The sequence below is a fragment of the Lachnospira pectinoschiza genome (assembly GCF_020564355.1).
In the GTDB taxonomy this organism is placed as follows: domain Bacteria; phylum Bacillota; class Clostridia; order Lachnospirales; family Lachnospiraceae; genus Lachnospira; species Lachnospira intestinalis.
In genome coordinates this window covers 151,778-174,670 of the sequence record NZ_JAJCRR010000001.1, presented here as the reverse complement: position 1 = coordinate 174,670, position 22,893 = coordinate 151,778, and the positions used below count along the sequence as shown (strand labels likewise).

At 39.5% G+C, this 22,893-nt stretch carries 27 protein-coding genes and 1 pseudogene; 3 read left to right on the top strand and 25 right to left on the bottom strand.

Translation table 11 applies throughout. From position 1 onward, the window contains the following. Positions 1-43: 43 nt before the first annotated feature. The 23 genes and pseudogenes from LI288_RS00920 to LI288_RS00805 all read right to left on the bottom strand — a co-directional run bounded on the left by LI288_RS00920 (position 44) and on the right by LI288_RS00805 (position 17,054). Positions 44-370, bottom strand: a complete 327-nt coding sequence (locus LI288_RS00920; protein WP_022431878.1) for a hypothetical protein — start codon at positions 368-370, stop codon at positions 44-46. An 18-nt stretch (positions 371-388) separates the two neighbouring features. Next, positions 389-1,093, bottom strand: a complete 705-nt coding sequence (locus LI288_RS00915; protein ID WP_022431879.1) for a site-2 protease family protein — start codon at positions 1,091-1,093, stop codon at positions 389-391. 16 nt (positions 1,094-1,109) lie between these two features. After that, positions 1,110-1,820 carry an ABC transporter permease gene (locus tag LI288_RS00910; protein ID WP_022431880.1) on the bottom strand — a complete coding sequence of 237 codons (711 nt, stop codon included), beginning with the start codon at positions 1,818-1,820 and terminating at the stop codon, positions 1,110-1,112. Then, positions 1,801-2,667: an ABC transporter ATP-binding protein gene (locus LI288_RS00905; RefSeq protein WP_022431881.1), complete on the bottom strand. Its 867-nt coding sequence runs from the start codon at positions 2,665-2,667 to the stop codon at positions 1,801-1,803. Before LI288_RS00905 ends, LI288_RS00910 begins: the two co-directional genes overlap by 20 nt. Then, positions 2,667-4,511 carry a YcaO-like family protein gene (locus tag LI288_RS00900; RefSeq protein WP_022431882.1) on the bottom strand — a complete coding sequence of 615 codons (1,845 nt, stop codon included), beginning with the start codon at positions 4,509-4,511 and terminating at the stop codon, positions 2,667-2,669. Before LI288_RS00900 ends, LI288_RS00905 begins: the two co-directional genes overlap by 1 nt. A gap of 82 nt (positions 4,512-4,593) precedes the next feature. After that, complete coding sequence (locus tag LI288_RS00895; protein WP_227089138.1) at positions 4,594-4,767, bottom strand: hypothetical protein; 174 nt, start codon at positions 4,765-4,767, stop codon at positions 4,594-4,596. A 19-nt stretch (positions 4,768-4,786) separates the two neighbouring features. Beyond that, positions 4,787-4,969 carry a hypothetical protein gene (locus LI288_RS00890; protein WP_022431884.1) on the bottom strand — a complete coding sequence of 61 codons (183 nt, stop codon included), beginning with the start codon at positions 4,967-4,969 and terminating at the stop codon, positions 4,787-4,789. Between the two features lie 31 nt (positions 4,970-5,000). Next, a complete protein-coding gene (locus LI288_RS00885; protein WP_022431885.1) occupies positions 5,001-5,177 on the bottom strand; it encodes a hypothetical protein in 177 nt (58 codons plus the stop codon). Continuing rightward, positions 5,158-7,044 carry a YcaO-like family protein gene (locus LI288_RS00880; RefSeq protein ID WP_022431886.1) on the bottom strand — a complete coding sequence of 629 codons (1,887 nt, stop codon included), beginning with the start codon at positions 7,042-7,044 and terminating at the stop codon, positions 5,158-5,160. Before LI288_RS00880 ends, LI288_RS00885 begins: the two co-directional genes overlap by 20 nt. Positions 7,045-7,055: 11 nt before the next feature. Further along, a complete protein-coding gene (locus tag LI288_RS00875; protein ID WP_022431887.1) occupies positions 7,056-7,229 on the bottom strand; it encodes a hypothetical protein in 174 nt (57 codons plus the stop codon). A 2-nt stretch (positions 7,230-7,231) separates the two neighbouring features. Beyond that, complete coding sequence (locus LI288_RS00870) at positions 7,232-7,375, bottom strand: hypothetical protein (RefSeq protein WP_227089137.1); 144 nt, start codon at positions 7,373-7,375, stop codon at positions 7,232-7,234. A 10-nt stretch (positions 7,376-7,385) separates the two neighbouring features. Continuing rightward, positions 7,386-7,553: a hypothetical protein gene (locus LI288_RS00865; protein ID WP_022431889.1), complete on the bottom strand. Its 168-nt coding sequence runs from the start codon at positions 7,551-7,553 to the stop codon at positions 7,386-7,388. Positions 7,554-7,812: 259 nt separating this feature from the next. Continuing rightward, positions 7,813-8,553, bottom strand: a complete 741-nt coding sequence (locus tag LI288_RS00860) for a LytR/AlgR family response regulator transcription factor (protein WP_022431890.1) — start codon at positions 8,551-8,553, stop codon at positions 7,813-7,815. A gap of 27 nt (positions 8,554-8,580) precedes the next feature. Continuing rightward, positions 8,581-9,087 carry a hypothetical protein gene (locus tag LI288_RS00855; RefSeq protein ID WP_227089136.1) on the bottom strand — a complete coding sequence of 169 codons (507 nt, stop codon included), beginning with the start codon at positions 9,085-9,087 and terminating at the stop codon, positions 8,581-8,583. 231 nt (positions 9,088-9,318) lie between these two features. Further along, positions 9,319-10,014 (bottom strand): L-ribulose-5-phosphate 4-epimerase, encoded by a 696-nt coding sequence (locus tag LI288_RS00845; protein ID WP_227089135.1) that lies wholly within the window; start codon positions 10,012-10,014, stop codon positions 9,319-9,321. A gap of 100 nt (positions 10,015-10,114) precedes the next feature. After that, positions 10,115-11,704 (bottom strand): xylulokinase, encoded by a 1,590-nt coding sequence (locus LI288_RS00840; RefSeq protein WP_022431225.1) that lies wholly within the window; start codon positions 11,702-11,704, stop codon positions 10,115-10,117. 113 nt (positions 11,705-11,817) lie between these two features. Continuing rightward, complete coding sequence (locus LI288_RS00835; RefSeq protein ID WP_227089134.1) at positions 11,818-12,012, bottom strand: hypothetical protein; 195 nt, start codon at positions 12,010-12,012, stop codon at positions 11,818-11,820. 107 nt (positions 12,013-12,119) lie between these two features. Further along, positions 12,120-12,518 (bottom strand): hypothetical protein, encoded by a 399-nt coding sequence (locus tag LI288_RS00830; RefSeq protein WP_227089133.1) that lies wholly within the window; start codon positions 12,516-12,518, stop codon positions 12,120-12,122. Then, positions 12,511-12,810: pseudogene (locus tag LI288_RS00825) on the bottom strand (recombinase family protein); the annotation flags it as partial. The pseudogene LI288_RS00825 and the gene LI288_RS00830, both read right to left, overlap by 8 nt. Positions 12,811-13,111: 301 nt before the next feature. Then, positions 13,112-15,985, bottom strand: coding sequence for a hypothetical protein (locus tag LI288_RS00820; RefSeq protein ID WP_227089132.1), 2,874 nt, complete (start codon positions 15,983-15,985; stop codon positions 13,112-13,114). Between the two features lie 120 nt (positions 15,986-16,105). Next, positions 16,106-16,300, bottom strand: coding sequence for a hypothetical protein (locus tag LI288_RS00815; protein WP_227089131.1), 195 nt, complete (start codon positions 16,298-16,300; stop codon positions 16,106-16,108). A 231-nt stretch (positions 16,301-16,531) separates the two neighbouring features. Then, positions 16,532-16,822 carry a hypothetical protein gene (locus LI288_RS00810; RefSeq protein WP_227089130.1) on the bottom strand — a complete coding sequence of 97 codons (291 nt, stop codon included), beginning with the start codon at positions 16,820-16,822 and terminating at the stop codon, positions 16,532-16,534. A gap of 10 nt (positions 16,823-16,832) precedes the next feature. Next, on the bottom strand, positions 16,833-17,054 hold the full coding sequence (locus tag LI288_RS00805) for a TnpV protein (RefSeq protein WP_330603330.1): 222 nt from the start codon (positions 17,052-17,054) through the stop codon (positions 16,833-16,835). Positions 17,055-17,256: 202 nt separating this feature from the next. Here LI288_RS00805 and LI288_RS00800 point away from each other — a divergent pair, with 202 nt between their 5' ends. From LI288_RS00800 to LI288_RS00790, 3 genes are all read left to right on the top strand, one after another. Then, a complete protein-coding gene (locus LI288_RS00800) occupies positions 17,257-17,604 on the top strand; it encodes a helix-turn-helix transcriptional regulator (RefSeq protein ID WP_117553309.1) in 348 nt (115 codons plus the stop codon). A gap of 212 nt (positions 17,605-17,816) precedes the next feature. Further along, a complete protein-coding gene (locus LI288_RS00795) occupies positions 17,817-18,203 on the top strand; it encodes a BlaI/MecI/CopY family transcriptional regulator (protein ID WP_117567708.1) in 387 nt (128 codons plus the stop codon). Between the two features lies 1 nt (position 18,204). After that, positions 18,205-20,001, top strand: coding sequence for a BlaR1 family beta-lactam sensor/signal transducer (locus LI288_RS00790; protein ID WP_227089129.1), 1,797 nt, complete (start codon positions 18,205-18,207; stop codon positions 19,999-20,001). A gap of 43 nt (positions 20,002-20,044) precedes the next feature. Here the strand turns inward: LI288_RS00790 and LI288_RS00785 are convergent, their stop codons facing one another. Then, a complete protein-coding gene (locus LI288_RS00785; RefSeq protein WP_117514080.1) occupies positions 20,045-21,556 on the bottom strand; it encodes a WD40/YVTN/BNR-like repeat-containing protein in 1,512 nt (503 codons plus the stop codon). Between the two features lie 56 nt (positions 21,557-21,612). Beyond that, positions 21,613-22,878, bottom strand: a complete 1,266-nt coding sequence (locus LI288_RS00780) for a DUF6070 family protein (RefSeq protein WP_227089128.1) — start codon at positions 22,876-22,878, stop codon at positions 21,613-21,615. Between the last annotated feature and the right edge of the window lie 15 nt (positions 22,879-22,893).

Below are 22,893 nucleotides of genomic sequence, written 5' to 3'. Positions count from 1 at the left end.
TCATAATAAATTATTAATATCAATTTAATATATGTACAAAATTTTATACATTGTGAAAAGTAAGCTTTTTTAACAGTTCAACAATCATCAGCAGCGTTAGAATATATACACTCATAACAGAATTTATTAACAATGCAATCATAATACTATTTCTCAAACTTACATAATCACCTGTTACATATGTATATACAAAATGTGCTGCCGTAAAGCACGCAGCAATAATAATTCTTCCAAACAGCTTTATTGTATTTGTATTTTTAGAAATAATTTCAAATAAAGCCACCAGAATCATCCCTGCCAGAACTTTAGACACCAAAGCATACGGACTTAAAAAAATAATACTGCATAAAATGATAAATATAATATCCATCCGCCCCTCCTTACATATTCACATGTTGCGTAAAACAAAACAAACGATTACAGTCACCGGGAGTATCAGATTATAAAGCACCGCTGAAAAAGCCACAATATACTTTACATTAGACGACTCATTACTGTCCGCTTTTGATGCCAAAAGACATTTAAGCACATCAGCACCATCACTATGAAAATAGATTGAAAAATTAAACAGTGTTACCAACAGATTCACACAAATAACTATTTTTAAAATGATACTCTCCCACCATAATCCATTTATTATTAATGCCACTGATAACAAAAACACATTCATCAATATGCCGCCGAAGCAGATACATATTTTATCTTTCTTTTTTTCCAGCTTTTCCAGCTGCAGCATTTTGGTATATGCCAGAAATATTCCTTCCTTTATACCAATTCCAATTTCAGACACACATACCCCTCTGGATATTGCAATCATTGTATGCCCTAATTCATGCATCATTAAACTCATTATAAAAACAGCTATACTGAAAAAAACCACAAAACCGGCATACTGCTTTGATATTCCCGGCGGATGAACAATCATTTTTTTTATTTCATCCGCATTACAATAAACACCTGCCAAAAACAACGGTACTGTCATATGTACAAGTATCCGGTCAGACACTTTTGTAAATCTTTTATTTTTAAAGAGCTTTTCTACTTCAAAAAGAGAGATTCCCCAAAATTTCTTTGATTTCACTACACATATCATCACACACCTGCTCTTTCTACTGACTCATTTTCCCGCTTTTTGTATATACAAAACAAAATACTAAAATTAACACGGCCATATTGGCAACACACACACCTGTATCTATTCCGATGTCCGTTTTCATTTCACCCATAAATGAATACACCACATCATAAATTCTTTTTGAATATAATATCTTGGACGCTTTATCTACAGAATCATTGAATATAGATGCCATCGGCAAAAGGCCTATGAACATTGATAATGGGGAAGAAATTGTTCCCACACTCATCTGGTTTTTTGACATAATGCCTATCACACTCCCCAGCAGCATGGAACATACAAATCCTAAAATTATAAAATAGAAAAACAACAGTGTCTGTTCTGTATCAAATTTTAAGATAAATAAATACGGTATTACACTGACAATCAGAATTCCCATTAATACACCTGCTACTCCCAATAAATATTCATAGCTTCTTATGCCCGAAAAAAGAAGAACTTTTATCGTATTTTTTTCCTTTTCCTCAGAAATAATGCTCGACATACATACAATCGGTGCCATAATAATATGCATGGTTATAAAAATAGGAATCACTATATTCACTGCTTCCTGCGTATCCTTGAGCAAAAAGTAAAAGATATAAGCCAGCACAGGATACATAAAAATCAGAAGCAGTAATAATTTATTTTTTAATGTATCACAAAATTGTTTATACATAACAGCCTTAATATGATGACGATTCATTTTCCAGCTCCTTTCCCGTTAATTTTACAAATATTGTCTGAAGTGTTGTTTCTACGGTATGAATACTCTTTATTTCATTATGAACCAGCATTTCCGCGGCTTTTTTCCTGCCTGATTCATTATTTTCAATGTAAATTTCTTCATCATCATTTGATATTACTCTGAATAAATTTTCAACCCGGTACCTGTAACATAATTCCTGTGGATTACCGTATTCGACAATTTTGCCTTCATACAGCATTCCCACATTATCACACAATTTTGCAGCTTCATCCATATTATGTGTTGTCAATATAATGGTTGTCCCTTTCTCTGCCAGTTTCTTTATCATGTTGTGTATATATCCGGTGGTTACTGGGTCCAGTCCTGTTGTCGGTTCATCCAAAAACAAAATCTCAGGTTTATTTAGAATCGCCTTTGCAAATGCAAGTCTTTGCTGCATTCCTTTTGACATTCTAAACACTGCTTTATCTTTATCCGCCAGTAATTCAACTTCTTTGAGCACCTCAATAATTTCATCGTCAGACAATCCGTATATAATTGACATGATTTTAAGGTTCTGATAACCGGATAATCTTGCATATAAACCACAGTTATCCAATAGCATCCCTATCCGTGTATACATCTGAGCCGTAAACTCCCTGATATTCTGTCCAAATATCAGTCCTTTTCCGGAATCCGCTTGAATCTGTCCCGTTAAAATATTTAAAAATGTCGTTTTACCGGCGCCTGACGGTCCCAGCAATCCAAATATTTCTCCCTTTTTTACCTTCAGGCTGATACTGTTTAAAACTTGTTTTTCACCAAAACTTTTGCACAGACACTCTGTGATAATTGAATGCTCCACTATTTTTTCTCCTCCAACTTTTTTTGAATATCCAGCTGGTTTATTTTACTGCTTAACTGTGCCTTCTTAAGCTTGTCCCTGATTTCACCCAACAATTTCTCTGTGTCATATTCTGTATCAGAAGCTTTTTTCTCCGGATATTGACACGCAATTATTTTTTCAGTATTTACAAACAAACGGCATACCTTTGTACTGAGTTCTTCATAAAAAAAGCTTGAAATATAATACTGAATTTCTTCTTTTTCCAAACCTGCATCTAAGCCACTCAGATAATAGTATACTGCCTTATAAAATGCAATATCCTGTTTATCCACCTGATACGTACCAGACTCATTTTCTAATTGGGAAAGTATCATTTTCATATAATCCGCTGCCTGTTTATAATTTTCTTCCACTACATAGCACATAGAAATCAGATAAATTACACCCATTCCATATTTTTCACATGGAATGGCATCTTTATTACACCAGCCATAATATGTGTCAATTGTATTTTCAAGCACACTTGGCAAAAAATATTCCAGCACAGCAATTATATATTTTACATTTTCTTTATTAATATTCTGAGGTTGTTTTAATAATTCACAAACATAGAATCTTGTATTATAAACACGGTATCTTATATCATCTGCTTCAAACATTTCTGATATCTTGGGAATGATAATATGTACTGATGGAAATCCTAAATATGAAACGTCTCTGATAAATATATCATATCCCTTTTCAATAAACTTATTACACCAGTCATTCATGATATCACGGTTTGTCATATGCTCTACAGACTGCGTTTCATGAAACTCATATGCAGGCTCCGGTGAAAAAATATGATACGGATACTTTCCTGCACCTGTTTTGTATGTATTATATATATTCATACCATCAAATACATTTTTATTGTACAAGTCAAACGGACTACGCTGTGAATATAATAAAATATCCTGTCCCTGCGCTGCTTCTGTCAGCGCTCTTTCCATTGCAATCCCATAGTCCGGATGGCATCCGAGCTTAATTCCATACCTTCCTGTGTTTTTTTCCAGAATAATGAATGCAGCAACGGGATATATTCCTCCCAATGAGCAATCCTTCAGCCAGCATTTATATTCCTGCTTCTGTTCTAACTTCCGGAACATTTCATATATATGCGGATATTTCTTTATATATTCCACAGGAATATCCGGCAGCGAAATTCTTTCTTTTATAATCTTTTTCTGTACGTACCGCTCTATAATTTCAGACATTCCTTGAACCATTGCTTCTTCAAAAGAATTCCCTGCGCTCATTCCATTACTGCCATAGGATAATCTGTAAACATTTCTAGGCAGATACACCAATCTTTTTTCCCTGCAGCTGTAATAAGGAATTGTAAGATACCTGTCATGAATTCCATAATACATTTCGTCTAATTTTTGTAATTGTTGGAAATGCTTTATTTTATTGTCTGCAGCAGCCCCATTCATTTTTCTTCCACTAAAATACATATCAATGTATGAATTGTGGTTTGTTACAAGTTCTTTCGATGATTGAAACACCTCATCATAATACAATTGAAAAGGATACTTTGACGGTAATGCAGTTACATTTAAATCTCCCAATAAATCATTCTGCAATCTTTCTATCAGTTCTGCATATGCACTTGCCTGTGCATAGATTTTATTGATTCCCTTTCCGTTCACACCTATATCCATATTTTCTATCTTTAACCGCAGTGCATAAGTTCCAATGCTGCTTTTTTTCTGCCATTTTTCAGTAACATTAATCTCCAGATTTTTAAGAATTTTCTGAATCTGTCCAACCGTTTCTTCCGGTTGTTTTTCTTTATAATGTCTGTCAGATAACTTACTCATGTTAAATATCCCCCTCATTCTTTAACAACTTTTAAAAGGTATTGCTGTACACTCCCTGCAATACCTTTTATCTTTTCTGACGTTATTTTGCGGCAGCTCCTGCTGCTCCTCCTCCTGCGGCCCCGGCTGCTCCCCCGGCCGCTGCCCCTCCTGACAAGGATTTCATTTCCTCTTTCTTTTCAAAATCTCCAGCTGCAGAATTTTTTGAAATCATGTCTATATCCTCTTGCGTAATCAGACCTTCATTTTCCATCATCATTCTTCCCTTTCTGTTTTTATGCTTTGGCTGCCGTTGCTCCCGATGCCCCTCCAGCTCCTCCGGCCGCTCCTCCAGCTCCTGCTGCCACTGCTGATGCTGAACGCATTTCGGTATCATTTTGTTCTTCAAACACTTTTTCTACGCTTTTCATATCTTCAGTTGTCATCAGACCTAAATCTAATTCATTTCTATTTTCCATGTGCATACCTCCTGCATATCTTTACTACCGGTTACTTTGATGCCGCAGCTCCTGCTGCTCCTCCGGCTCCTGCACCCGCACCTGCTGCTGCACCTCCAGCCGCTGCACTTTTACTTTCACCAGAAACGCTCTTACAATCTGCTTCTTGCATCAACATTTCAACCTCTTCATCCAAAAGCAAGCCCAGTTCATGCACTTTGTTTCCCATTTTTCTCCCTCCATTCTGCATCATTGTCCAAAATATTGGCGAGTGACATTTGATTAATCGGATTTTCGACCTGTGCTTTTTTCAGACTTTCCTGCGCACGGAAATAAGCACTGTCAGCTTCCATACTCTGTATTTCACTGATAACCTTTTGAAACGCCGGATATTGTTTTACAATAACCTTTTCAGGTATTTCAAAAATATCAAAAATTTTCTCTGTCAATGCTTTGTCCATAATAAGTTCCAGATAGCACTTCACTTTTTCTGTATCATGAAATACATCCATAGCACTCAGATAGTAATAAACCCCTTTGCAAAAATGAACTGTTTCTAAATCCTCTCTGCAATCGTTATTTTCATCTTCTAAAATATTAAGAAGATTAGAAATCGTCTTTGCAGCCTCACAATAGTTTTTCTCAATTACATAACACATGGCAATCATGTATAAACTTCCCATTCCCGATTTTGCAAATGGCAGATCACCTTTGTTATACCATGGATAGTACGTTTCTATCGAATTTTCCAGAATACTCGGCATAAAATATTCCATTGTTGCAATAATGTACTTTGTGTTTTCATGCGTTATCTTTTCCGGATTCATCAACAGACCGCACACATAATGTCTGGTATTGTATGTGCGGTAATTAATATCCATTGCCTCTGTCATCTCGGATAATCCCGGAATAATAATGTGCACTGATGGAAAGCCCAGATACGATACATCCCTAATCAATATATCGTAGCCCTCCTCTAAAATTTCCGCACACCATTGTTTCATAAGTGTGGCATTGTCCAATTCAGAAACATCCCTTACAGGTGTAAAAGGATAATCCGAATCTGTCCCAAAAACCTGATACGGAAACTGTCCTTTTCCAACTTTATACGTATTGTACATATTAGTTTCTTCCTCTACACCACAATTATAAAAATCAATGATACTTCTTCCGGAGTATTGATAAATATCCTGTCCTTGTGCCGCTTCTGTAAATGTTCTTTCCATAGCAACACCAAAATCAGGATGGCAGCCCAGCTTGATTCCATACTTTCCCGTATTTTTTTCCAGAATAATCAAAGCTGCCACAGGATACTTACCGCCAAAGGAACAATCCTTTAATATGTACTCGTAGCGGTCATTTTCTTTTAGCTTAGAATACATTTCATATATATATGGGTATTTTTTTATGTAATCATCCGGTATTGTCGGCAGCACCGGTTTTTCAATAAAAAGTCTTCTCTGAATATATCTTTCAATAATTTCCGATAACCCCTGTACAACTGCTTCTTCTATCGTGTTCCCGGCACTCATGCCATTGCTTCCGTATGATAATCTGTATATATTTTTAGGCAAATAATAAACTTTTTTATTTTTTGCACTGTAAAATGGAACACACAGATAAGAATCCTCTTTTTGAAAGGCATAGTAATCTACTTTTTGAACCTTTTTAAATGCTGCTATACGTTCTTTTCTGGTACTATCCTGCATATTTCTCACTTTAAAATAGTGTTTTATATACTCACTGTTTTCATCTATAAGTTCTGCCGCACTCATAAATTTCTCATCATAATTACTAAAAAATGCATACTGTGTTTTATTTCCCATATCACTGACATTTCCTAATAAGTCATTTTGATACCGTTCAAACAGTTCTGCATAAGCACTTGCTAATGAAAATTCTTTTGATACGCCTTTTCCATTCGTTCCTATATTCGTTCCTTTTAGTACAACACGTAACGCCCATGTACCTATGCTGCTTTCCTTCTGCCACTGCTCCTCTGTTTCAATATGAATATCCGACAGAATCTTCTTTAACCTTTTTACCGTTTCCGCTGGTGTTATTTCTTTATAATGCATTTGCTGTTGTCTGCTCATTTTTCCCCCATTTATTTTGATGCTGCCGCTCCTCCGGCGGCTCCCCCTGCTGCTCCCGCTGCTCCACCTGCCGCGCCCGCTGCTGCAGAACGTGACTCAGTGGCATTATCAAAATTGTACTCAGACATAACATGAATATTTTGTATATCTTCTTCTGTAATCAGACCATATTTCCTGTCTCCCATTTTCACCAGCCTCCATTAAAAAAATATGATGCTGCTGCGGCTACCCCTTCTTTCACTAAGCAGCCTGCAATAACCGCTGCTGCAAACATGCAGATAAAATCAATACACAATTTGATTTTATTTTTTTGTTTATCCTTCTCTGTCATTTTCATTCTCCTAAAAATTTGCTGCCGCCGAGCCTGCATATGATCCCGCCTTTGCTGCTTTTAATCCTGTGCCTAATCCGTGAACTTCCGTCAAATCCGTTGTCTTGATTTCCTTTAACTCAATCGTGTCCATATCATCTGCGGTAATTAAACCATAAGTATTCTCCACTTCTGTCATTACAAACTCCTTTCTGCTTACAAATTATTTACTTTTTCTTAGAATTCACCGGTCTTTTGTGCTGATGCTTCACACTCTATCACCTCCGTGCATTTATAATAGCATCTGCGGATTAAAAAACAATTCATGTTGCAGAAAGTGTCCTTGTATTGCAGAAAATGACAGTAAAAGGGTGATTTGCATATAACAAATCACCCTTTTTTGATGTACCGTTTTATTATTTATACAGGAATCATTATCGTAAAATAAAATTCAACATCTACCACACCCCCTTATACGCAATAAATGTTTCATCCACTTTTTTGTATCTGGCTTTGGGAATTCCCAGTTTTATTCCATTGCTTAATACTGCATCATGCCTTCCGTTTTTATTTCTGCTCATCTTTACAATATGTTTCATATTAACTAAATAACTCTGATGAATCCGGATAAAATCGTTTCCTGCCAGTTCTTTCTCTATATCATTGAGCGTATCATACAGTGTGTACATATTAAGCTCATCTTCCATAATATAAAACATCAGTTTATGCAGTCTGCTTTCAATATATAACAGACGCTCTAACGATACATTTTTCATTCCTTCATTAAAACGGAAGATTTTCTTTTTCACAACGTAATTCAGCTTAGAAATAATTGTATCCATACATTCAAAAATCATCTGTGGCATATTGACAGTATTTTTAAGAATGTATCTGACAGCATTTACTCTGTACCCTTCCAGCGTATATGTCATAAATGCCGTTATAAATGCAATATATATATCCTCACTGATTTTCCGGATTTTCCGGGCTGTTTCAATGCCATTTAACCCCGTCATATTGACATCAAGAAAAACAACTTGATATTTAACAAGTTCTATTCCCTGACAAAGCAATTCCTCTCCGGATTGAAACTCATCAATCTGATAAACCATTCCCGTCTGACCCATATATTCCTCCAGAATTCTATGAATCAGCTCCCTGAAATGACGTTCATCATCACATATTGCTATCTTAAACATATTTTTTTCCCCCCCCCATATATTTAATTATATTGCAGTTTTATTTAGTGATACTATTGTCTCAAGTGTTGATAACTTTTCCAAGGAAACCATATGCTCATTTGATTTCTCCTTGTCCAAAGAAATTCCCTTGATTTGTGCTACTTCCTTGCCTTCTTTAATAATCGGTACTGGAAACTGAAACTTAATATTCTGAATCCAATTTCCATCTTCCCGTCTTTCCGGGAATATATCAATGCGTTCAATAAAAGCCTGCATGAACTGTTTCTTTTCAGCATCCGTACATTCTGAATACGCTTCATCTATTCTATCATATTGAGCATCCAATCGTCTCTGTAAATCTGATATTTTTTTATCGTAATGAGTGTCCGTAACATCCAGATTATCCATCTGCTGTTCAAGGCGGGTTTTAATAGTCTCTGCCTGATGAAGACTTGCATTTAATACAGATAACTGTTTTTTCAGGTCCGTTGTGTCAACAGTCGCTCCAATCTTATCCTGAATGGCATCCTTAAATTTTCCTTCTTTTGTCATTGCTGTAATCAGCTTTGCAAGGATGATACTCATTGGTTGCAGCATAAGGCACATACCATTGGATATCCACCACAATATATTCCCAACCGTACTCCTTCAGATGCTCAGCCATAAATTCAGCGTTCCGTCGTACGATATCTTCTGTAACAGCCGCTCCATAACAATCCCAGCTGTTCTACCCCATAGGTGCTGTTTTCATCTTCATCTGTTTTATACCCTCTCGATATCCTGTTAATTCTGTCCGTAATATGCATTTGCACCATGCTTACGGAAATAATGCTTATCCTGTAATTCCTGCGGGGCAGGTGCTACCTGCGGATGAATCAGCTCGGTTCGATATGCCATCTTAGCAACCTCTTCAAGAACCACCGCATTGTGGACGGCCTCCTTTGCATCCTTGCCCCAGGAAAAAGGACCATGATTCTTGCACAACACTGCAGGAACTGCCATTACATCCTTCTTCATGCGTTTAAATTCCGAAACAATCAGGTGTCCGGTATTTTCTTCGTAAGCAGAGTTAATCTCTTCCTTCGTCAGACATCTCACACAGGGGATTTCTCCGTAGAAATAATCCGCATGAGTCGTACCATAACAGGGAATACTTCTTCCGGTCTGTGCCCAGCTCGTTGCATAGGAAGAATGGGTATGTACAATTCCACCTATTTCCGGAAACGCCTTATACAGCTCCAGATGGGTCGGTGTATCGGAGGATGGCTTATACCTTCCTTCCACACGGTTTCCTTCAAGATCCATAACCACCATATCTTCCGGCTTCATAATTTCATAATCCACACCACTTGGCTTAATCACAAAATATCCGGTTTCACGGTCAATAGCACTCACATTACCCCAGGTAAATGTTACCAGACCATATTTCGGAAGAAGCATATTTGCTTCGTATACCTTCTTTTTTAATTCTTCTAACATGACAGAACCTTCCTTCCAAATATTTATCTCTTACTTTAAGATGTTTATCTTATAGTTATTCTTAAATCTTTATCAACATTTACATGTTTTTAAAATATGTCTACAGTGCCTCAACAGCAGCCTTCTCAGCCGGGAGATTCTTCATATACTTCTCCATGAACTTCTCAAAGCCCTCGACATCCTCTGCCATAGGATCCATCTTAACACCCTTGTTTCCGGCAAAAATCTCCTCATTCAAGAACTCGCCAAGGCTCTGGCCGTCCTTCTTCTTAGCAAGGAATGCAGCCAGAACAGCAATACCCCAGGCACCGCCCTCACCGGCTGTTTCCATAACCGATACCGGTGCATTCATAGCTGCTGCCGCAATTCTCTGTCCGACACCTTTTGTTTTGAAATAGCCGCCATGTCCAAATAACTGGTCTACCTGGACACCCTCTTCCTTCAGCATCAGATCCATACCGGATTTTAAAGCTGCAAGTGCAGAATACAGATGCATTCTCATGGTATTCGCCAGTGTAAACTTACTCTCGGCATCACGTACAAACAACGGTGCACCGGCATCAAAACCGGTAACCGGCTCTCCGGAAAAGTAATTATAGGAAATCATTCCGCCACAGTCCGGATCACCCTTTAATGCAACACTGTAAAGCTTTGTAAACAGATCATTCATATCAAAGGTTAAACCATACATTTCACCGAATTCCCTGAACAGATTCACCCACGCATTGATATCTGAAGTACAATTATTACAGTGTACCATACCAACCAGCGCGCCATCCGGCGTAGTTACAAGGTCGATCTGCGGATATACCTTGGAAAGCTCCTTTTCCAGAACTACCATGGCAAATATGGAGGTTCCTGCAGAGATATTACCGGTTCGTTTCGCAACGCTGTTCGTTGCGACCATACCGGTTCCTGCATCACCCTCCGGGGGACAGAGCGGAATGCCTGCCTGCAGATCCCCACTCGGATCAAGAAGGGAAGCTCCTTCTTCGGTCAGCACACCTGCTTCCTCTCCTGCTGCTAACACCCTCGGAAGAATATCACGGAGATTCCAACGATAATTCTGATCCGCAACCAGCTTATCAAACTTCTGAATCATCGCCTGATCATAATCCCCGGTGTGAATGTCAATCGGGAACATTCCCGATGCATCACCGACTCCAAGTACCTTTCTTCCGGTCAGTCTCCAATGAACATAGCCTGCCAGTGTTGTAAAGAAATCCACATAGGGAACATGCTCTTCCCCGTTCAGGATTGCCTGATAAAGATGTGCAATGCTCCATCTCTGCGGAATGTTATAGTTAAATTCTGCAGTAAGCTTTGAAGCTGCTTCCTCTGTAATCGTATTTCTCCAGGTACGGAACGGAACCAGAATGGTATCATTCTCATCAAACGCCAGATAACCATGCATCATCGCAGAGAATCCGATGGCATCTAAGTGCTTTAAGGTAACACCGTACTCCTTCTTCACATTCTCCTTAAGATCCTTGTAACAATCCTGTAAGCCATCCCAAATATCGTTCAGAGAATAGGTCCAGACACCATCTTCATAACGGTTTTCCCAGCTGTGTCCACCGGATGCCAATACATTTCCTGACTTATCCACCAGAACGGCTTTAATTCTGGTAGACCCAAACTCAATACCTAAGTAACCCTTTCCCTCAATAATTAATTGTGCTGCGTCCATTGTAATACCTCCTTGTAATTTTGACACAAATGCCTGCTTCGCAGTCGCTTGTTTTTCTTAGCGCTTACTTATAGAATACCTCGCCATGGTTCTATGTCAAGATTTAGTACAAGTTAAAATGAGAAATTTTTCCCCATTTTAACCCGCCAGAAGCTCAGCCTCAGTGTGTGTTCTTTCATATACTCGTTTGTTAGTGTGCTGTATCCGATGCCAAGATTTTCAGCACATCCACGTACACCGAGATCTTTATGATCTTGATAATACTGGATTGCATCAAGTTTAAATTGTTTGTCATGTTGCGTTGCCATATGAGATCCTCCTTCAGCATATCTCTATTGTACCATGCTTATGTGTATTTGGAATTTCTCATTTTGGCTTGTACTATTTATATTCTAGCACCAATTTGTCTCCAAGTTTAATGTAATTTATCTGCCTCATCTAAACATGATAATTTAAAATATATCGGATAATGGTCTGACACATTATCCTCATTTCTTTCTATCTTAACAATTTTGCATTGATACTTTTTTTTAAGTTCACTACTATCCTTAATTAATACATGGTCAATTGGCGTTTCATACACAAAGCCGTTAGGAAAAACCATTCGTCTTGTCTTTTGCCCGTTACATATATCCGTATATTCCAATATCAGTTTCCTATAATTATTTCTATTATCTTTAAACTTACTATCCTCGCATCTTTTCTTATAATCTCCCGCATTAAAATCTCCTAACATAATATCAGAGAATCCACTTTTCTGTAACCACTTAAGTAATTCATTCGCATTATGTGGATGAACACCAATAATAGACAATTCTGATTGCTTCAGCTTCCGTTTCTTCTATCAAAAGCTGATTATCTTTCAGATAATATCCGTATGGTGCAAATCCGCCATTCCAACCACCTTGCCGTGCCTTTTCCCTCCGTCCATTCATTGTCTGCTCGATGATATTCTCTCTTTCAATTTCTGCAACCGCAGACAAAACAGAGATTAAAAGTTTTCCACTTGTCTGTGACGAGTCAATTCCTTCTTCAATACAAATAAGATTTATTCCATAAGATTGCACAACGCTCGTTGTATTTCTTCCTGCCACGCTCATCAAGAAGGAACGCCCATTCTCTCTTGAGGTATTTCGGCATACGGGGCATAACGGACACCTCCTTATCGCTGCCTAATTGCCGATTTGCTCCCGAAACGCAGAAACGCCCAAAACCTGACCCCGCTGTATGGTTTCGGGGCGATTTTGGGCGTTTTCTTTCGATATGAGCGGCTTTGTTTTAGCGGCGGTATCCTTACCGTCCGTCATTCACAAGTCGCTGTTTGTCGCTTCCGGGTAACAAAAAAGCGCCGTATTTCTACGACGCTTTTGTCTTGCTCGGAAGCTGGAGCAAGGGAACGCTATTCAATTATCTGTTGTACTTTTTCTTCCTGCTTACAACCGTTGTGCCAATGGCTGCACCGCCGCTGATGAACAACAGGGCAATCCACAGTGCAAGGTTGCTTGTATCGCCGGTCTGCGGACTCTTATCGGATGTTCCCGGTTTGGTACTGGCAGTTTTTTTCTCAAGAGCAGCAATCGCATCTTCGATAGTCTTTGCCATCTTGTCTACTTCGGATTGCTCCGTAATATTTTTACCACGGACAACAGCCTTGACAGCAGCTTCCACACCGGAGAAATCCTTGTAGTCATTCTTGTTTAGTGCATTTGCTTTGGCAATGGCTGCATCAACCTTTGTGTAATCAGCATCCTTGTATTGCAGGGCAGCAATGGCATCTTCAATAGCCTTCGCCATTGCATCAACTTCGGTCTGCTCCGTAAGGTTCTTACCACGGGTCACTGCATTCACAGCGGCTTGCACGCCGGTGAAGTCCTTGTAGTTATCCTTGTTCAGTGCATTTGCTTTGGCAATGGCTGCATCTACCTTTGTGTAATCGGCATCCTTGTATTGCAGGGCAGCAATGGCATCTTCAATAGCCTTCGCCATTGCATCCACTTCGCTCTGTTCAGTGATGTTCTTGTCACGGACAACAGCATTGACAGCAGCTTCCACACCGGAGAAATCCTTGTAGTCATTCTTGTTTAGCGCATTTGCTTTGGCAATGGCTGCATCAACCTTTGTGTAATCAGCATCCTTGTATTGCAGGGCAGCAATGGCATCTTCAATAGCTTTCGCCATTGCATCCACTTCGGTCTGCTCCGTAAGGTTCTTACCACGGGTCACTGCATTCACAGCGGCTTCCACGCCGGTGAAGTCCTTGTAGTTATCCTTGTTCAGTGCATTTGCTTTGGCAATGGCTGCATCTACCTTTGTGTAATCGGCATCCTTGTATTGCAGGGCAGCAATGGCATCTTCAATAGCCTTCGCCATTGCATCAACTTCGCTCTGTTCAGTGATATTCTTGTCACGGACAACAGCATTGACAGCAGTTTCTACAGCAGAGAAGTCCTTGTAGTTGTCCTTGTTCAGTGCATTTGCCTTGGCAATGGCTGCATCAACCTTTGTGTAATCAGCATCCTTGTATTGCAGGGCAGCAATGGCATCTTCAATAGTCTTCGCCATTGCATCAACTTCGCTCTGTTCAGTGATATTCTTGTCACGGACAACAGCATTGACGGCAGCTTCCACACCGGAGAAATCCTTGTAGTCATTCTTGTTTAGTGCATTTGCTTTGGCAATGGCTGCATCAACCTTTGTGTAATCAGCATCCTTGTATTGCAGGGCGGCAATGGCATCTTCAATAGCCTTCGCCATTGCATCCACTTCGCTCTGTTCAGTGATGTTCTTGTCACGGACAACAGCATTGACAGCAGCTTCCACACCGGAGAAATCCTTGTAGTCATTCTTGTTTAGCGCATTTGCTTTGGCAATGGCTGCATCAACCTTTGTGTAATCAGCATCCTTGTATTGCAGGGCAGCAATGGCATCTTCAATAGCCTTTGCCATTGCATCAACCTCTGTTTGCTGGGCTTTGCTTTTTGCTCGGTCAACAGAGTTAATGGAATCTTCTACCGCAGAATAATTTGTATAAAGGCTGCTATCAAGAGCCGTTGCCCTTGCGATGGCTGCATCGACAGCTGTGTAATCAGCGGGGATGTTATTGTCATCCCACACAAAAGTTGGATGACCGATTCTGGCAACCCATTCAACGCCCGCACCGGCATTAGTCTGAAGGCCAGTGAGAACATCTGCGGAGGTAAAGTCTGTGATGGCAGTACCTTGTTCTTCGTTACTTTGTCCTCCTACATACGCAAGCGGAGACGGGTCATATGCTTTCTCGTCATTCGGCCAATAGCAATTTTCTACTGTGCCGCCGAGGGCATAAGCTACCCAGCAGGTGTTAACTTCTTCTGTTACGGAATCTCTGCCAATATCCTTAGTAACGACCATGCAATTCTTGACAGTTGCAGTGTCGGCATATCCAACAATTCCGCCAACGGCAGCCAGAATAGAATTGACAACAATTTTGCCGCCGAACCAGCAATCTGTGACTGTTAAATTGCCATCAAATCTTGCACCAACAATACCACCAATGGTATCCGGTGGTAAATACTGCGGATCTGTATAATACCCCTCGGAATTCGTGAAATTGCCTGTAAGCGTTGCAGTAGAATAGCAACCGGAAATGGTGCAGCCCTGCACGGTAACACCAACGATACCGCCAATATTCTTTTCTATTTTGGTGCCGCTGTAAATACTGCCGGATGTCCAGCAGTTCGTGATTTTGGACTTACCCATCCAGTCAACTAAAATACCTTTACCTGCGGCACTGTTATCTTTAGGATCAATCCAGATTTCAGCGTTTGCAACACCAAGGTTTTTAACTTCTCCGTTGTAAACACTGCCGAACAGAGCATTTCTAAGTAAATTATGGGACTCATCCGCGCCCTCAATGTATGATTCATGAGAGTAGAGATTTGAGATTACATGGCCCTGTCCATCAAACACGCCGCAAAAACTGTATTCAGGGTAATCCCCGCCGAGGACAGTACCAATCGAAATCCATTCATGTCCGGATAAATCAAGGTCATTTTCCAAATAGAAAGTTTTCCCTGCAAAATTTGTAGTTCCGGGGTCAGTATTCACCAGCTGTGCCAAACCTGCAAGCTGTTCTGCCGTTGAAATATGATATTCCGAAGCGTCAGGCGCACTCGTATACCAGCTCGTGTCTGCCGAGCCGTCCCAATTATCTACTGAAGTTCCTTCAGCAAACGCTGTCATCGGAACAAGTGCCATCACAAGGCACAACGCAAGCAAAAGGCTTAGAAGTTTCTTCTTCATTTTCATTCCTCCAAAATAATTCTATCCGCTATTTTCTTCCTCCGACAGCGGACACGCCGAAGAAGATAGAAGGTTTAACCGGAAAAGCTCGATTTGCCGGTCGTGGTTAGGACTTCAATATCAAACCACCATCCTTCCGGCAAACGCAAAAAGCCGAAGCCAAGGCATAATGCGCCCTGTCTCCGGCAACTGGTTCGTTATAAATTGTATGAAATAAGACTTGACACGCTGAAAAAACGGCGCTATGCTCCTGCCGATCCAAGCCGATCCAAGCCGATCCAAGCCGACAATAATTGTCGCATTTCCGTTTGCCATAGTCAAGTCCTCCTTCCATAATTTCTAAGGCAAAAGGATATGAATTCCCCCACCCCATAGATATACAAAAGTATTTTAGCAGATTTTCCCCAAAATCTCAAGTAGTTTTCAGAATATTGCTCTCATCTTTTTCTCAAAGCATTGCCTTCTTCCATTACTCACGGAACTTTATGACTTCTTGAATACTACCCGAAAAGGAAAAGCCGCCGTCTGTGACAACGACTTTTCTCTTTAGCGGGTAAACCATATCAGCAGTTCGTTTAAGGCATCCACCGCACCGTGTCTTTCTGCCTGTATCTCTCGGTTTCGCCACTCTATAAGGCAATGTCGAATTACTCTGATTTCTACCGGCTCAAAAGAGATTTTCTTCTTCCGTCCCGGCTTCATTGCTTCTGCAATGTCGCACAGGCGAAGGGCGAGGGCGTCAATCTGACCGTTGGTTTCTGCGTCATAGCTCCTGTGCTGCTGTATTAAGCCGTTTATCAGCACCCTCACCTCATAATCGTCCAGCTTGACCTTCATAGCCGTCCTCCTAACAGTAAATCAAATCGTTTGCAACGCTTTCCATAGCAGCACTACGTATGTTGTTCATCCTCTGCACCCACAGCATTTGATTTTCCGCTTTGAGGGCTTCCGTTATGCCCTCTTTTTCGGAAAGCTGCTTTACCAGCCGAGAAAACATTGCTTCTGCCTGCTCGTTGAGGTCTGCAAGGTAATCGTTCAGCTTGCCGGTAGTCAGCAGCTCGGCATACAAGGCTTTCCAGCAGCCAATCGTACTCTTTAACGATAGCTCTCTGAAAAGCCTTTTATTTACTACATATTTTTTACTTCTTAGGGTTCACCTTTGACATCAAAACTACAGTCTCCACATGTACTGTACTCCATATTCGCTCTGTATTCTAACGCAATTCACTCCTGTCGATGTGTAATGTAAACTACTATCGAGGTGAATTACAATGCAGGATATAAAACAAAATCTTGCCAACGCAGTACGTGAAGCCCGTACAGAACTCGGTCTTTCACAGGAAAAGCTGGCAGAAATTCTTAATCTAGATCAACGCACTATATTGAACATCGAAGCCGGACGTGGTAATCCGAAATTTGAGAAACTGTATCCATTGATTACATATCTTAAGATACCAGCAGATAAGATTTTCTATCCGGATAGCAACGACCAGAAGCCAAATCTTCAGAAGCTCCTTACCTTAATAAATGATTGCACGGAACAGGAAGCAAATGATTTGTTACCTATGGTTCGTTATTTGCTTGAATTACTGCGAAAACAAGATAACCCTACTCTTTGATAAACCAATAGAATCTATTTGACACTATTGATTTTCTTATTTTCAATTATTTTTGCTTATATTTTTTCTCCTCTCTAAAATCTTACTTGTGTAATATTTTAATTATTACACAAGTAAGATTTTAAATCAACCTGTTTGTTTGAATTGACAGCAGAAAAATTAGAACTTATAATATTTTTATTACAACCGTAAGATTTTAGGAGGGATTTTAAATGAGTGACTTGCCGCAGATTTCCGAAGCTGAATATGAAGTTATGAAAATCGTATGGAAACATGCTCCAATTAACACCAATGAAATAACAGAAAAATTACTGCAGTCCACAAGCTGGAGTCCTAAAACGATACAAACACTTATTAAACGTCTTGTTACTAAAGGTGTACTCACTTATGAAAAACAAAGTCGTGTTTTCGTTTATACTCCATTAGTAAAAGAAAGTGAATATATTTGCCAAGAAAGTAATTCCTTTCTTAATCGTTATTATGACGGGGATATTACAGCTATGTTATCTGCATACATAGAAAATGACAAACTGACAGAACCAGAAATAGAAACGCTTCGCTCTCTTCTATCCAAGAGAGGAAAAAAAGGAGGCGATTAACATGGCTAATTTCATGATACGCTTTTTATTATGCAATGTATTGATCAGCGGTATCATCGGAATTCTTTTGATAGCCAAATGGGTATTCAGAAACAACTTGTCCAGCCGGATGCAGTATAATCTGTGGTTGCTGTTACTCGGACTTTTAGCAGTACCTTTTATGCCCTTCCGTCTAGTTAGTTTCCCGCAAATTTTCTCATGGCTCAGTAGCGTACAAAACTCCACCACTTCTCATGCCGATGTTGGTACAAATAATGTTATGAATACCGATTTATCTGGTACTACAAATTGGATGAATGACTTTGCCCTTTCTGTAAACCATGACACATCATCCGTTACCGGGTACATTTTATTGAGTATTTGGATTGTGGGAATGCTTGTGATGATGATATTGGTAATCAAATCTTCTCTTCGTTTACGCACTATAAAGAGATCTGCACTTCCCCTTCAGAATCCGAAAGTTCGCAGACTGTATAACAGATGTTTGAATGAGATGAAAATAATAAGGAATATTCCTGTGTACAGTACCGCTTTTTTGAAATCCCCTATTATTGTAGGATTTTTGAAGCCATGTATTTATCTGCCAATTCATTTAATCTCAGATTATCATGAATCTGATATGAGATATATGCTATTGCATGAACTGCAACACTACAGACATAAGGATGCCATTGCCAATTATCTTATGAACTTTGCCGGAGTGCTTTATTGGTTTAACCCCTTTGTCTGGTTTGCACTAAGAGAAATGCGTAACGACAGAGAAGTTGCCTGTGACACTTCTGTTCTAAAAATGCTTGAAGAGGACGATTATGAGGATTACGGAAATACGCTGATTAACTTTATAGAAAAGGTCTCCTTTTCTCCTTTTCCTTTTGCCGCCAACCTTAGCGGAAACATGAAACAAATGAAGCGTCGCATTATCAACATTGCCTCTTATGAGAAACCAACGTTTTGCAAGAAATTAAAAGGCATGACTGCTTTTATACTGACCACAGTTCTAATAATGGGACTTACACCTTTTATTTCTACATATGCAGCGGACGAAAGTCGCTACCAATGGAAATCTTCCTCAGAAAATATTTCATATGTAGATTTTTCTAAATACTTTGGAAAATACGAAGGAAGCTTTGTTTTATACGATCTTAGAAATGATGTCTGGAGCATACATGATATAAAACATGCTACGCTACGAGTTGCACCGGATTCCACTTACAAGATATATGATGCTTTATTTGGATTGGAAGAAGGTGTCATTACACCACAGGATTCTTTTATTGCATGGAATGGAGAAAACTATCCGTTTGAAGCATGGAACGCTGATCAGACCTTGCAGTCTGCTATGGCTTCATCTGTGAACTGGTACTTCCAATCAGTGGACGAACAACTTGGTACTACTTCCGTTTACGATTATATCAAGGAAATCGGATATGGAAATAAGAACATGAGCGGTGATTTCTCCACCTATTGGATGGAGTCTTCCTTGAAAATTTCTCCAATAGAGCAAGTCGAACTTTTAACCCAGCTGCAGAATAACAACTTTGGATTTGCTCCTGAAAACATCAATGCAGTAAAAGATTCCATCTGCCTTTCTTCTTCCGATGCCGGAACATTCTACGGAAAGACCGGAACCGGACGTGTGGATGGCCAGGATGTGAACGGATGGTTTATCGGTTATATCGAAACTGCAGATAATACATACTTTTTTGCTACCAACATTGGTGCAGACAGCGATGCTACCGGAGGCAACGCAACTGAAATAACCATGTCTATCTTGTCTGACATGAATATCTGGAAATAAAGAATCGGGTAAAGGTCAATCTCTGACTTTTACCCGATTTTTCTTAATTCGCTATCTGAACAAGCCCTTTGTATTCCCATGTCGCTCCATAATCAGTTGACTGAAATACAATCCCATCTTTCTCCGCTGCATCTGTGGTAACCGTTATCGTCAATGTGTCGTCCTCTTTTTCAGGCATATTCAGGTAATCAAAATCCTCCACCGTAAATCCGCAATCGATAGCGATTTGTGGTAATTCTGAAACAAGATCCATTGGAAGTTTCATTTCTTCAAAGGTCCTTCCGCCATCGCGAGTGACATATAAGCGGGAATAGGACTGGGATGCGCCTGTAATTCCTGCAACCCCAAAGTTCTCATCATAAAATATTAAACCTTCTGCAACTCCCAATTGTCCACTGAACGGATCATCATTTATGCATTCCCAAGTAGAACCACCATCCATTGTCTTTTCCATTACATAAAATCTGCTTCCGGCAGCTGCATCCGTTATCACCAAACGCCATCCATTATTTTCATCTAAAAAGAAATACATAGTTCCATCACTTTGATCCACAGTCCAACTTTCTGTATCTTTAGCATCCTCCACCTGCTGCATCGTATTCTCCTGCTTCAATTCTTGTTGACTGACGTACTCAGGCTCCATAATATATCGAACAGGTGTGACACTATTTAAATCAGGAATATGCAAAGATACCTCAAACCCAACGATTTCTCCACCGCTTCTAAGCTGAGTAAAATTGCCGGTTCCTGTTTCAGTTCCATCACCATCTGCATCTCCCGAAATATATTGTAAGCCTTCCTCTGAACTAAAAGATCTTCGCCCCATATAGAGTATTTCATAAATCTGCTGCTCTTCAAATGTTTCAGCCCACGCCTCTACCTGACTCGTCCAGTCTGAATTGTTCAAAATTTCAATCATTGGAGACAAACGCATATCGTCACTATATTCTCCATTCACATTACCATCTATCCAAACAGTCATATCATTACTGCTGTCTGCGTCATAATCAATAAGATACGTTTTTTTCTCTCCAGCCTCATTTTTTCCATATATGAATGCATAAATCCTTTGAATCGTTCCGTTTTCATCAAATGACACCTGATATTTATTTGCAATATAGAGTTCTTCCGGCAGTTGCAATGCTTCATCCAAATCCATCAGAATCCCTTCTACACCATCCTCAAAAAGATTATTATGCTCCAGTTCTACTTCTTTTTTACGCATCCACTCATCAAGTTTCCAAGACAGTGCCCCGTGATACGGAACTGCAGAATAAACGATACGTCCACCAAAGAATAAAGTTGCTGCTATAAGGAGTATCATTTCCGTATAGAAAAGTTTCTTATTTCCATTATCTCCTGAATTAACTTCTTGATTATGCCTTTTCGAAATCAGCCAGAGAACCACTGTGCCAACCAATCCTATTATACCTAACGCCAACATCGGTATATGCCTTCTCAAGCCACCATATTGACATAGATGCCAGAATTGATACAACATAAATATATATAGTATTAAACTTACTTTTCCCGTGATTTTATAAATATATTTCATGTAAGTCTCCTTTCTTCATATCTGTAAAAATACCATAAAACACCAGTATTATCAAATCATTCTTTAATACGGTATTGGTAATCTGGTATATGCATAATTCCGTCATTTAGGATTTCATTCCCCAAATACTGAAAACTGCCATCCTCTGCAAACCTTACCGTAAGTTCATGAGTTATAACTGCATCATCACATATAACCATATCACAAACTGCATCAACGATTAGTGTAATTGTTCCATCTCCATTTTCTCTTATATCAATTACTTCTGGCAAAGAAGTACCAAAGAACGTTGGTGCATAATTAAGGCATCCAAGATGCACCCAAGCGTAAGTCTGGTTTTCCTCATCAAATACTGCATATTCCCGTATCTGCTCTGCCGTCACCGGAAGATACTCCATAATTAAATTTTCAAATTCCTCTTTTGGTATTCCATTTGGGTAATTCTCAGAATTAAACTTTTCCTGGTATTTCATTGCATACAGATATTCATACATCCCATTATAATCCAGTTCTTCCATATGCTCTGTATCCCAATTGGAACATAAGAGGTTATTTCCCTGATACCCCAGACCACGCACGCATTTTTCAGACATTTCACGCTGTTCCTCTGTCATTGGCTTTACTCTGATCAGACAGCTCCCATCCACCATCTCAGTTACTTCCGGATACTCTGGTACACATAGTTCATAACAAAACCACCCTTTATCCGTATATTTCCACTCTTTGATTCTGGTGTAAGAAATGTATGATGTTCCTGGTGTATTATTATTATTCCAAACGCCTCTTGTACTTACGATGTACATATCTGTTCCATCGAAAATAAATTTCATTCTTCCTACGCCACCATCATCATATATCTCGTAAATTACTACAGCGCCGCTTTTCCCATCCATGCATTCATTGAGAAAATTATCTACATTTTCATAATTTCCCATATTAGAATACAAAACCAATGTAGCAACCGGGCATCCTGTTTCCATTATTTTCCTCTGCATTTTAAAAATTGTTTCATCTTCCAAAACAACATTAGAAGCTGCTCCTTTATCTGCATCTCCATAAATGTCAGAAATGAGTTCCATCATTTCTATACAGTAATTTTCAGCTTCCACCGCTTCCTGTTCGCCCACGGAAAGATTGTAGCCCTTTTTCCACTGTTCTGCTGCCTCTTCCTCTGCACTTTTTGTTTCCTTCGTGGAAGATACCTCTTCTGTTTCTTCCTCAAGAGTTTCGCTTGTAATACTATCTTCCTTCCCACAGGCACACACGCAACACCCAATCAGAAATACCATGATCAGTAAAAAACTTTTTTTCTTTAATACCATAAAATTATCCTTTCC

Bases quoted from the DNA above. Each gene is read 5' to 3' on its own strand.
- LI288_RS00920 (WP_022431878.1), bottom strand. From the start codon at position 370: ATGGATATTATATTTATCATTTTATGCAGTATTATTTTTTTAAGTCCG.
- LI288_RS00915 (WP_022431879.1), bottom strand. From the start codon at position 1,093: ATGATATGTGTAGTGAAATCAAAGAAATTTTGGGGAATCTCTCTTTTT.
- LI288_RS00910 (WP_022431880.1), bottom strand. From the start codon at position 1,820: ATGAATCGTCATCATATTAAGGCTGTTATGTATAAACAATTTTGTGAT.
- LI288_RS00900 (WP_022431882.1), bottom strand. From the start codon at position 4,511: ATGAGTAAGTTATCTGACAGACATTATAAAGAAAAACAACCGGAAGAA.
- LI288_RS00895 (WP_227089138.1), bottom strand. From the start codon at position 4,767: ATGATGGAAAATGAAGGTCTGATTACGCAAGAGGATATAGACATGATT.
- LI288_RS00890 (WP_022431884.1), bottom strand. From the start codon at position 4,969: ATGGAAAATAGAAATGAATTAGATTTAGGTCTGATGACAACTGAAGAT.
- LI288_RS00885 (WP_022431885.1), bottom strand. From the start codon at position 5,177: ATGGGAAACAAAGTGCATGAACTGGGCTTGCTTTTGGATGAAGAGGTT.
- LI288_RS00880 (WP_022431886.1), bottom strand. From the start codon at position 7,044: ATGAGCAGACAACAGCAAATGCATTATAAAGAAATAACACCAGCGGAA.
- LI288_RS00875 (WP_022431887.1), bottom strand. From the start codon at position 7,229: ATGGGAGACAGGAAATATGGTCTGATTACAGAAGAAGATATACAAAAT.
- LI288_RS00870 (WP_227089137.1), bottom strand. From the start codon at position 7,375: ATGACAGAGAAGGATAAACAAAAAAATAAAATCAAATTGTGTATTGAT.
- LI288_RS00865 (WP_022431889.1), bottom strand. From the start codon at position 7,553: ATGACAGAAGTGGAGAATACTTATGGTTTAATTACCGCAGATGATATG.
- LI288_RS00860 (WP_022431890.1), bottom strand. From the start codon at position 8,553: ATGTTTAAGATAGCAATATGTGATGATGAACGTCATTTCAGGGAGCTG.
- LI288_RS00855 (WP_227089136.1), bottom strand. From the start codon at position 9,087: ATGACAAAAGAAGGAAAATTTAAGGATGCCATTCAGGATAAGATTGGA.
- LI288_RS00845 (WP_227089135.1), bottom strand. From the start codon at position 10,014: ATGTTAGAAGAATTAAAAAAGAAGGTATACGAAGCAAATATGCTTCTT.
- LI288_RS00840 (WP_022431225.1), bottom strand. From the start codon at position 11,704: ATGGACGCAGCACAATTAATTATTGAGGGAAAGGGTTACTTAGGTATT.
- LI288_RS00835 (WP_227089134.1), bottom strand. From the start codon at position 12,012: ATGGCAACGCAACATGACAAACAATTTAAACTTGATGCAATCCAGTAT.
- LI288_RS00820 (WP_227089132.1), bottom strand. From the start codon at position 15,985: ATGAAGAAGAAACTTCTAAGCCTTTTGCTTGCGTTGTGCCTTGTGATG.
- LI288_RS00815 (WP_227089131.1), bottom strand. From the start codon at position 16,300: ATGGCAAACGGAAATGCGACAATTATTGTCGGCTTGGATCGGCTTGGA.
- LI288_RS00810 (WP_227089130.1), bottom strand. From the start codon at position 16,822: ATGAAGGTCAAGCTGGACGATTATGAGGTGAGGGTGCTGATAAACGGC.
- LI288_RS00800 (WP_117553309.1), top strand. From the start codon at position 17,257: ATGCAGGATATAAAACAAAATCTTGCCAACGCAGTACGTGAAGCCCGT.
- LI288_RS00795 (WP_117567708.1), top strand. From the start codon at position 17,817: ATGAGTGACTTGCCGCAGATTTCCGAAGCTGAATATGAAGTTATGAAA.
- LI288_RS00790 (WP_227089129.1), top strand. From the start codon at position 18,205: ATGGCTAATTTCATGATACGCTTTTTATTATGCAATGTATTGATCAGC.
- LI288_RS00785 (WP_117514080.1), bottom strand. From the start codon at position 21,556: ATGAAATATATTTATAAAATCACGGGAAAAGTAAGTTTAATACTATAT.
- LI288_RS00780 (WP_227089128.1), bottom strand. From the start codon at position 22,878: ATGGTATTAAAGAAAAAAAGTTTTTTACTGATCATGGTATTTCTGATT.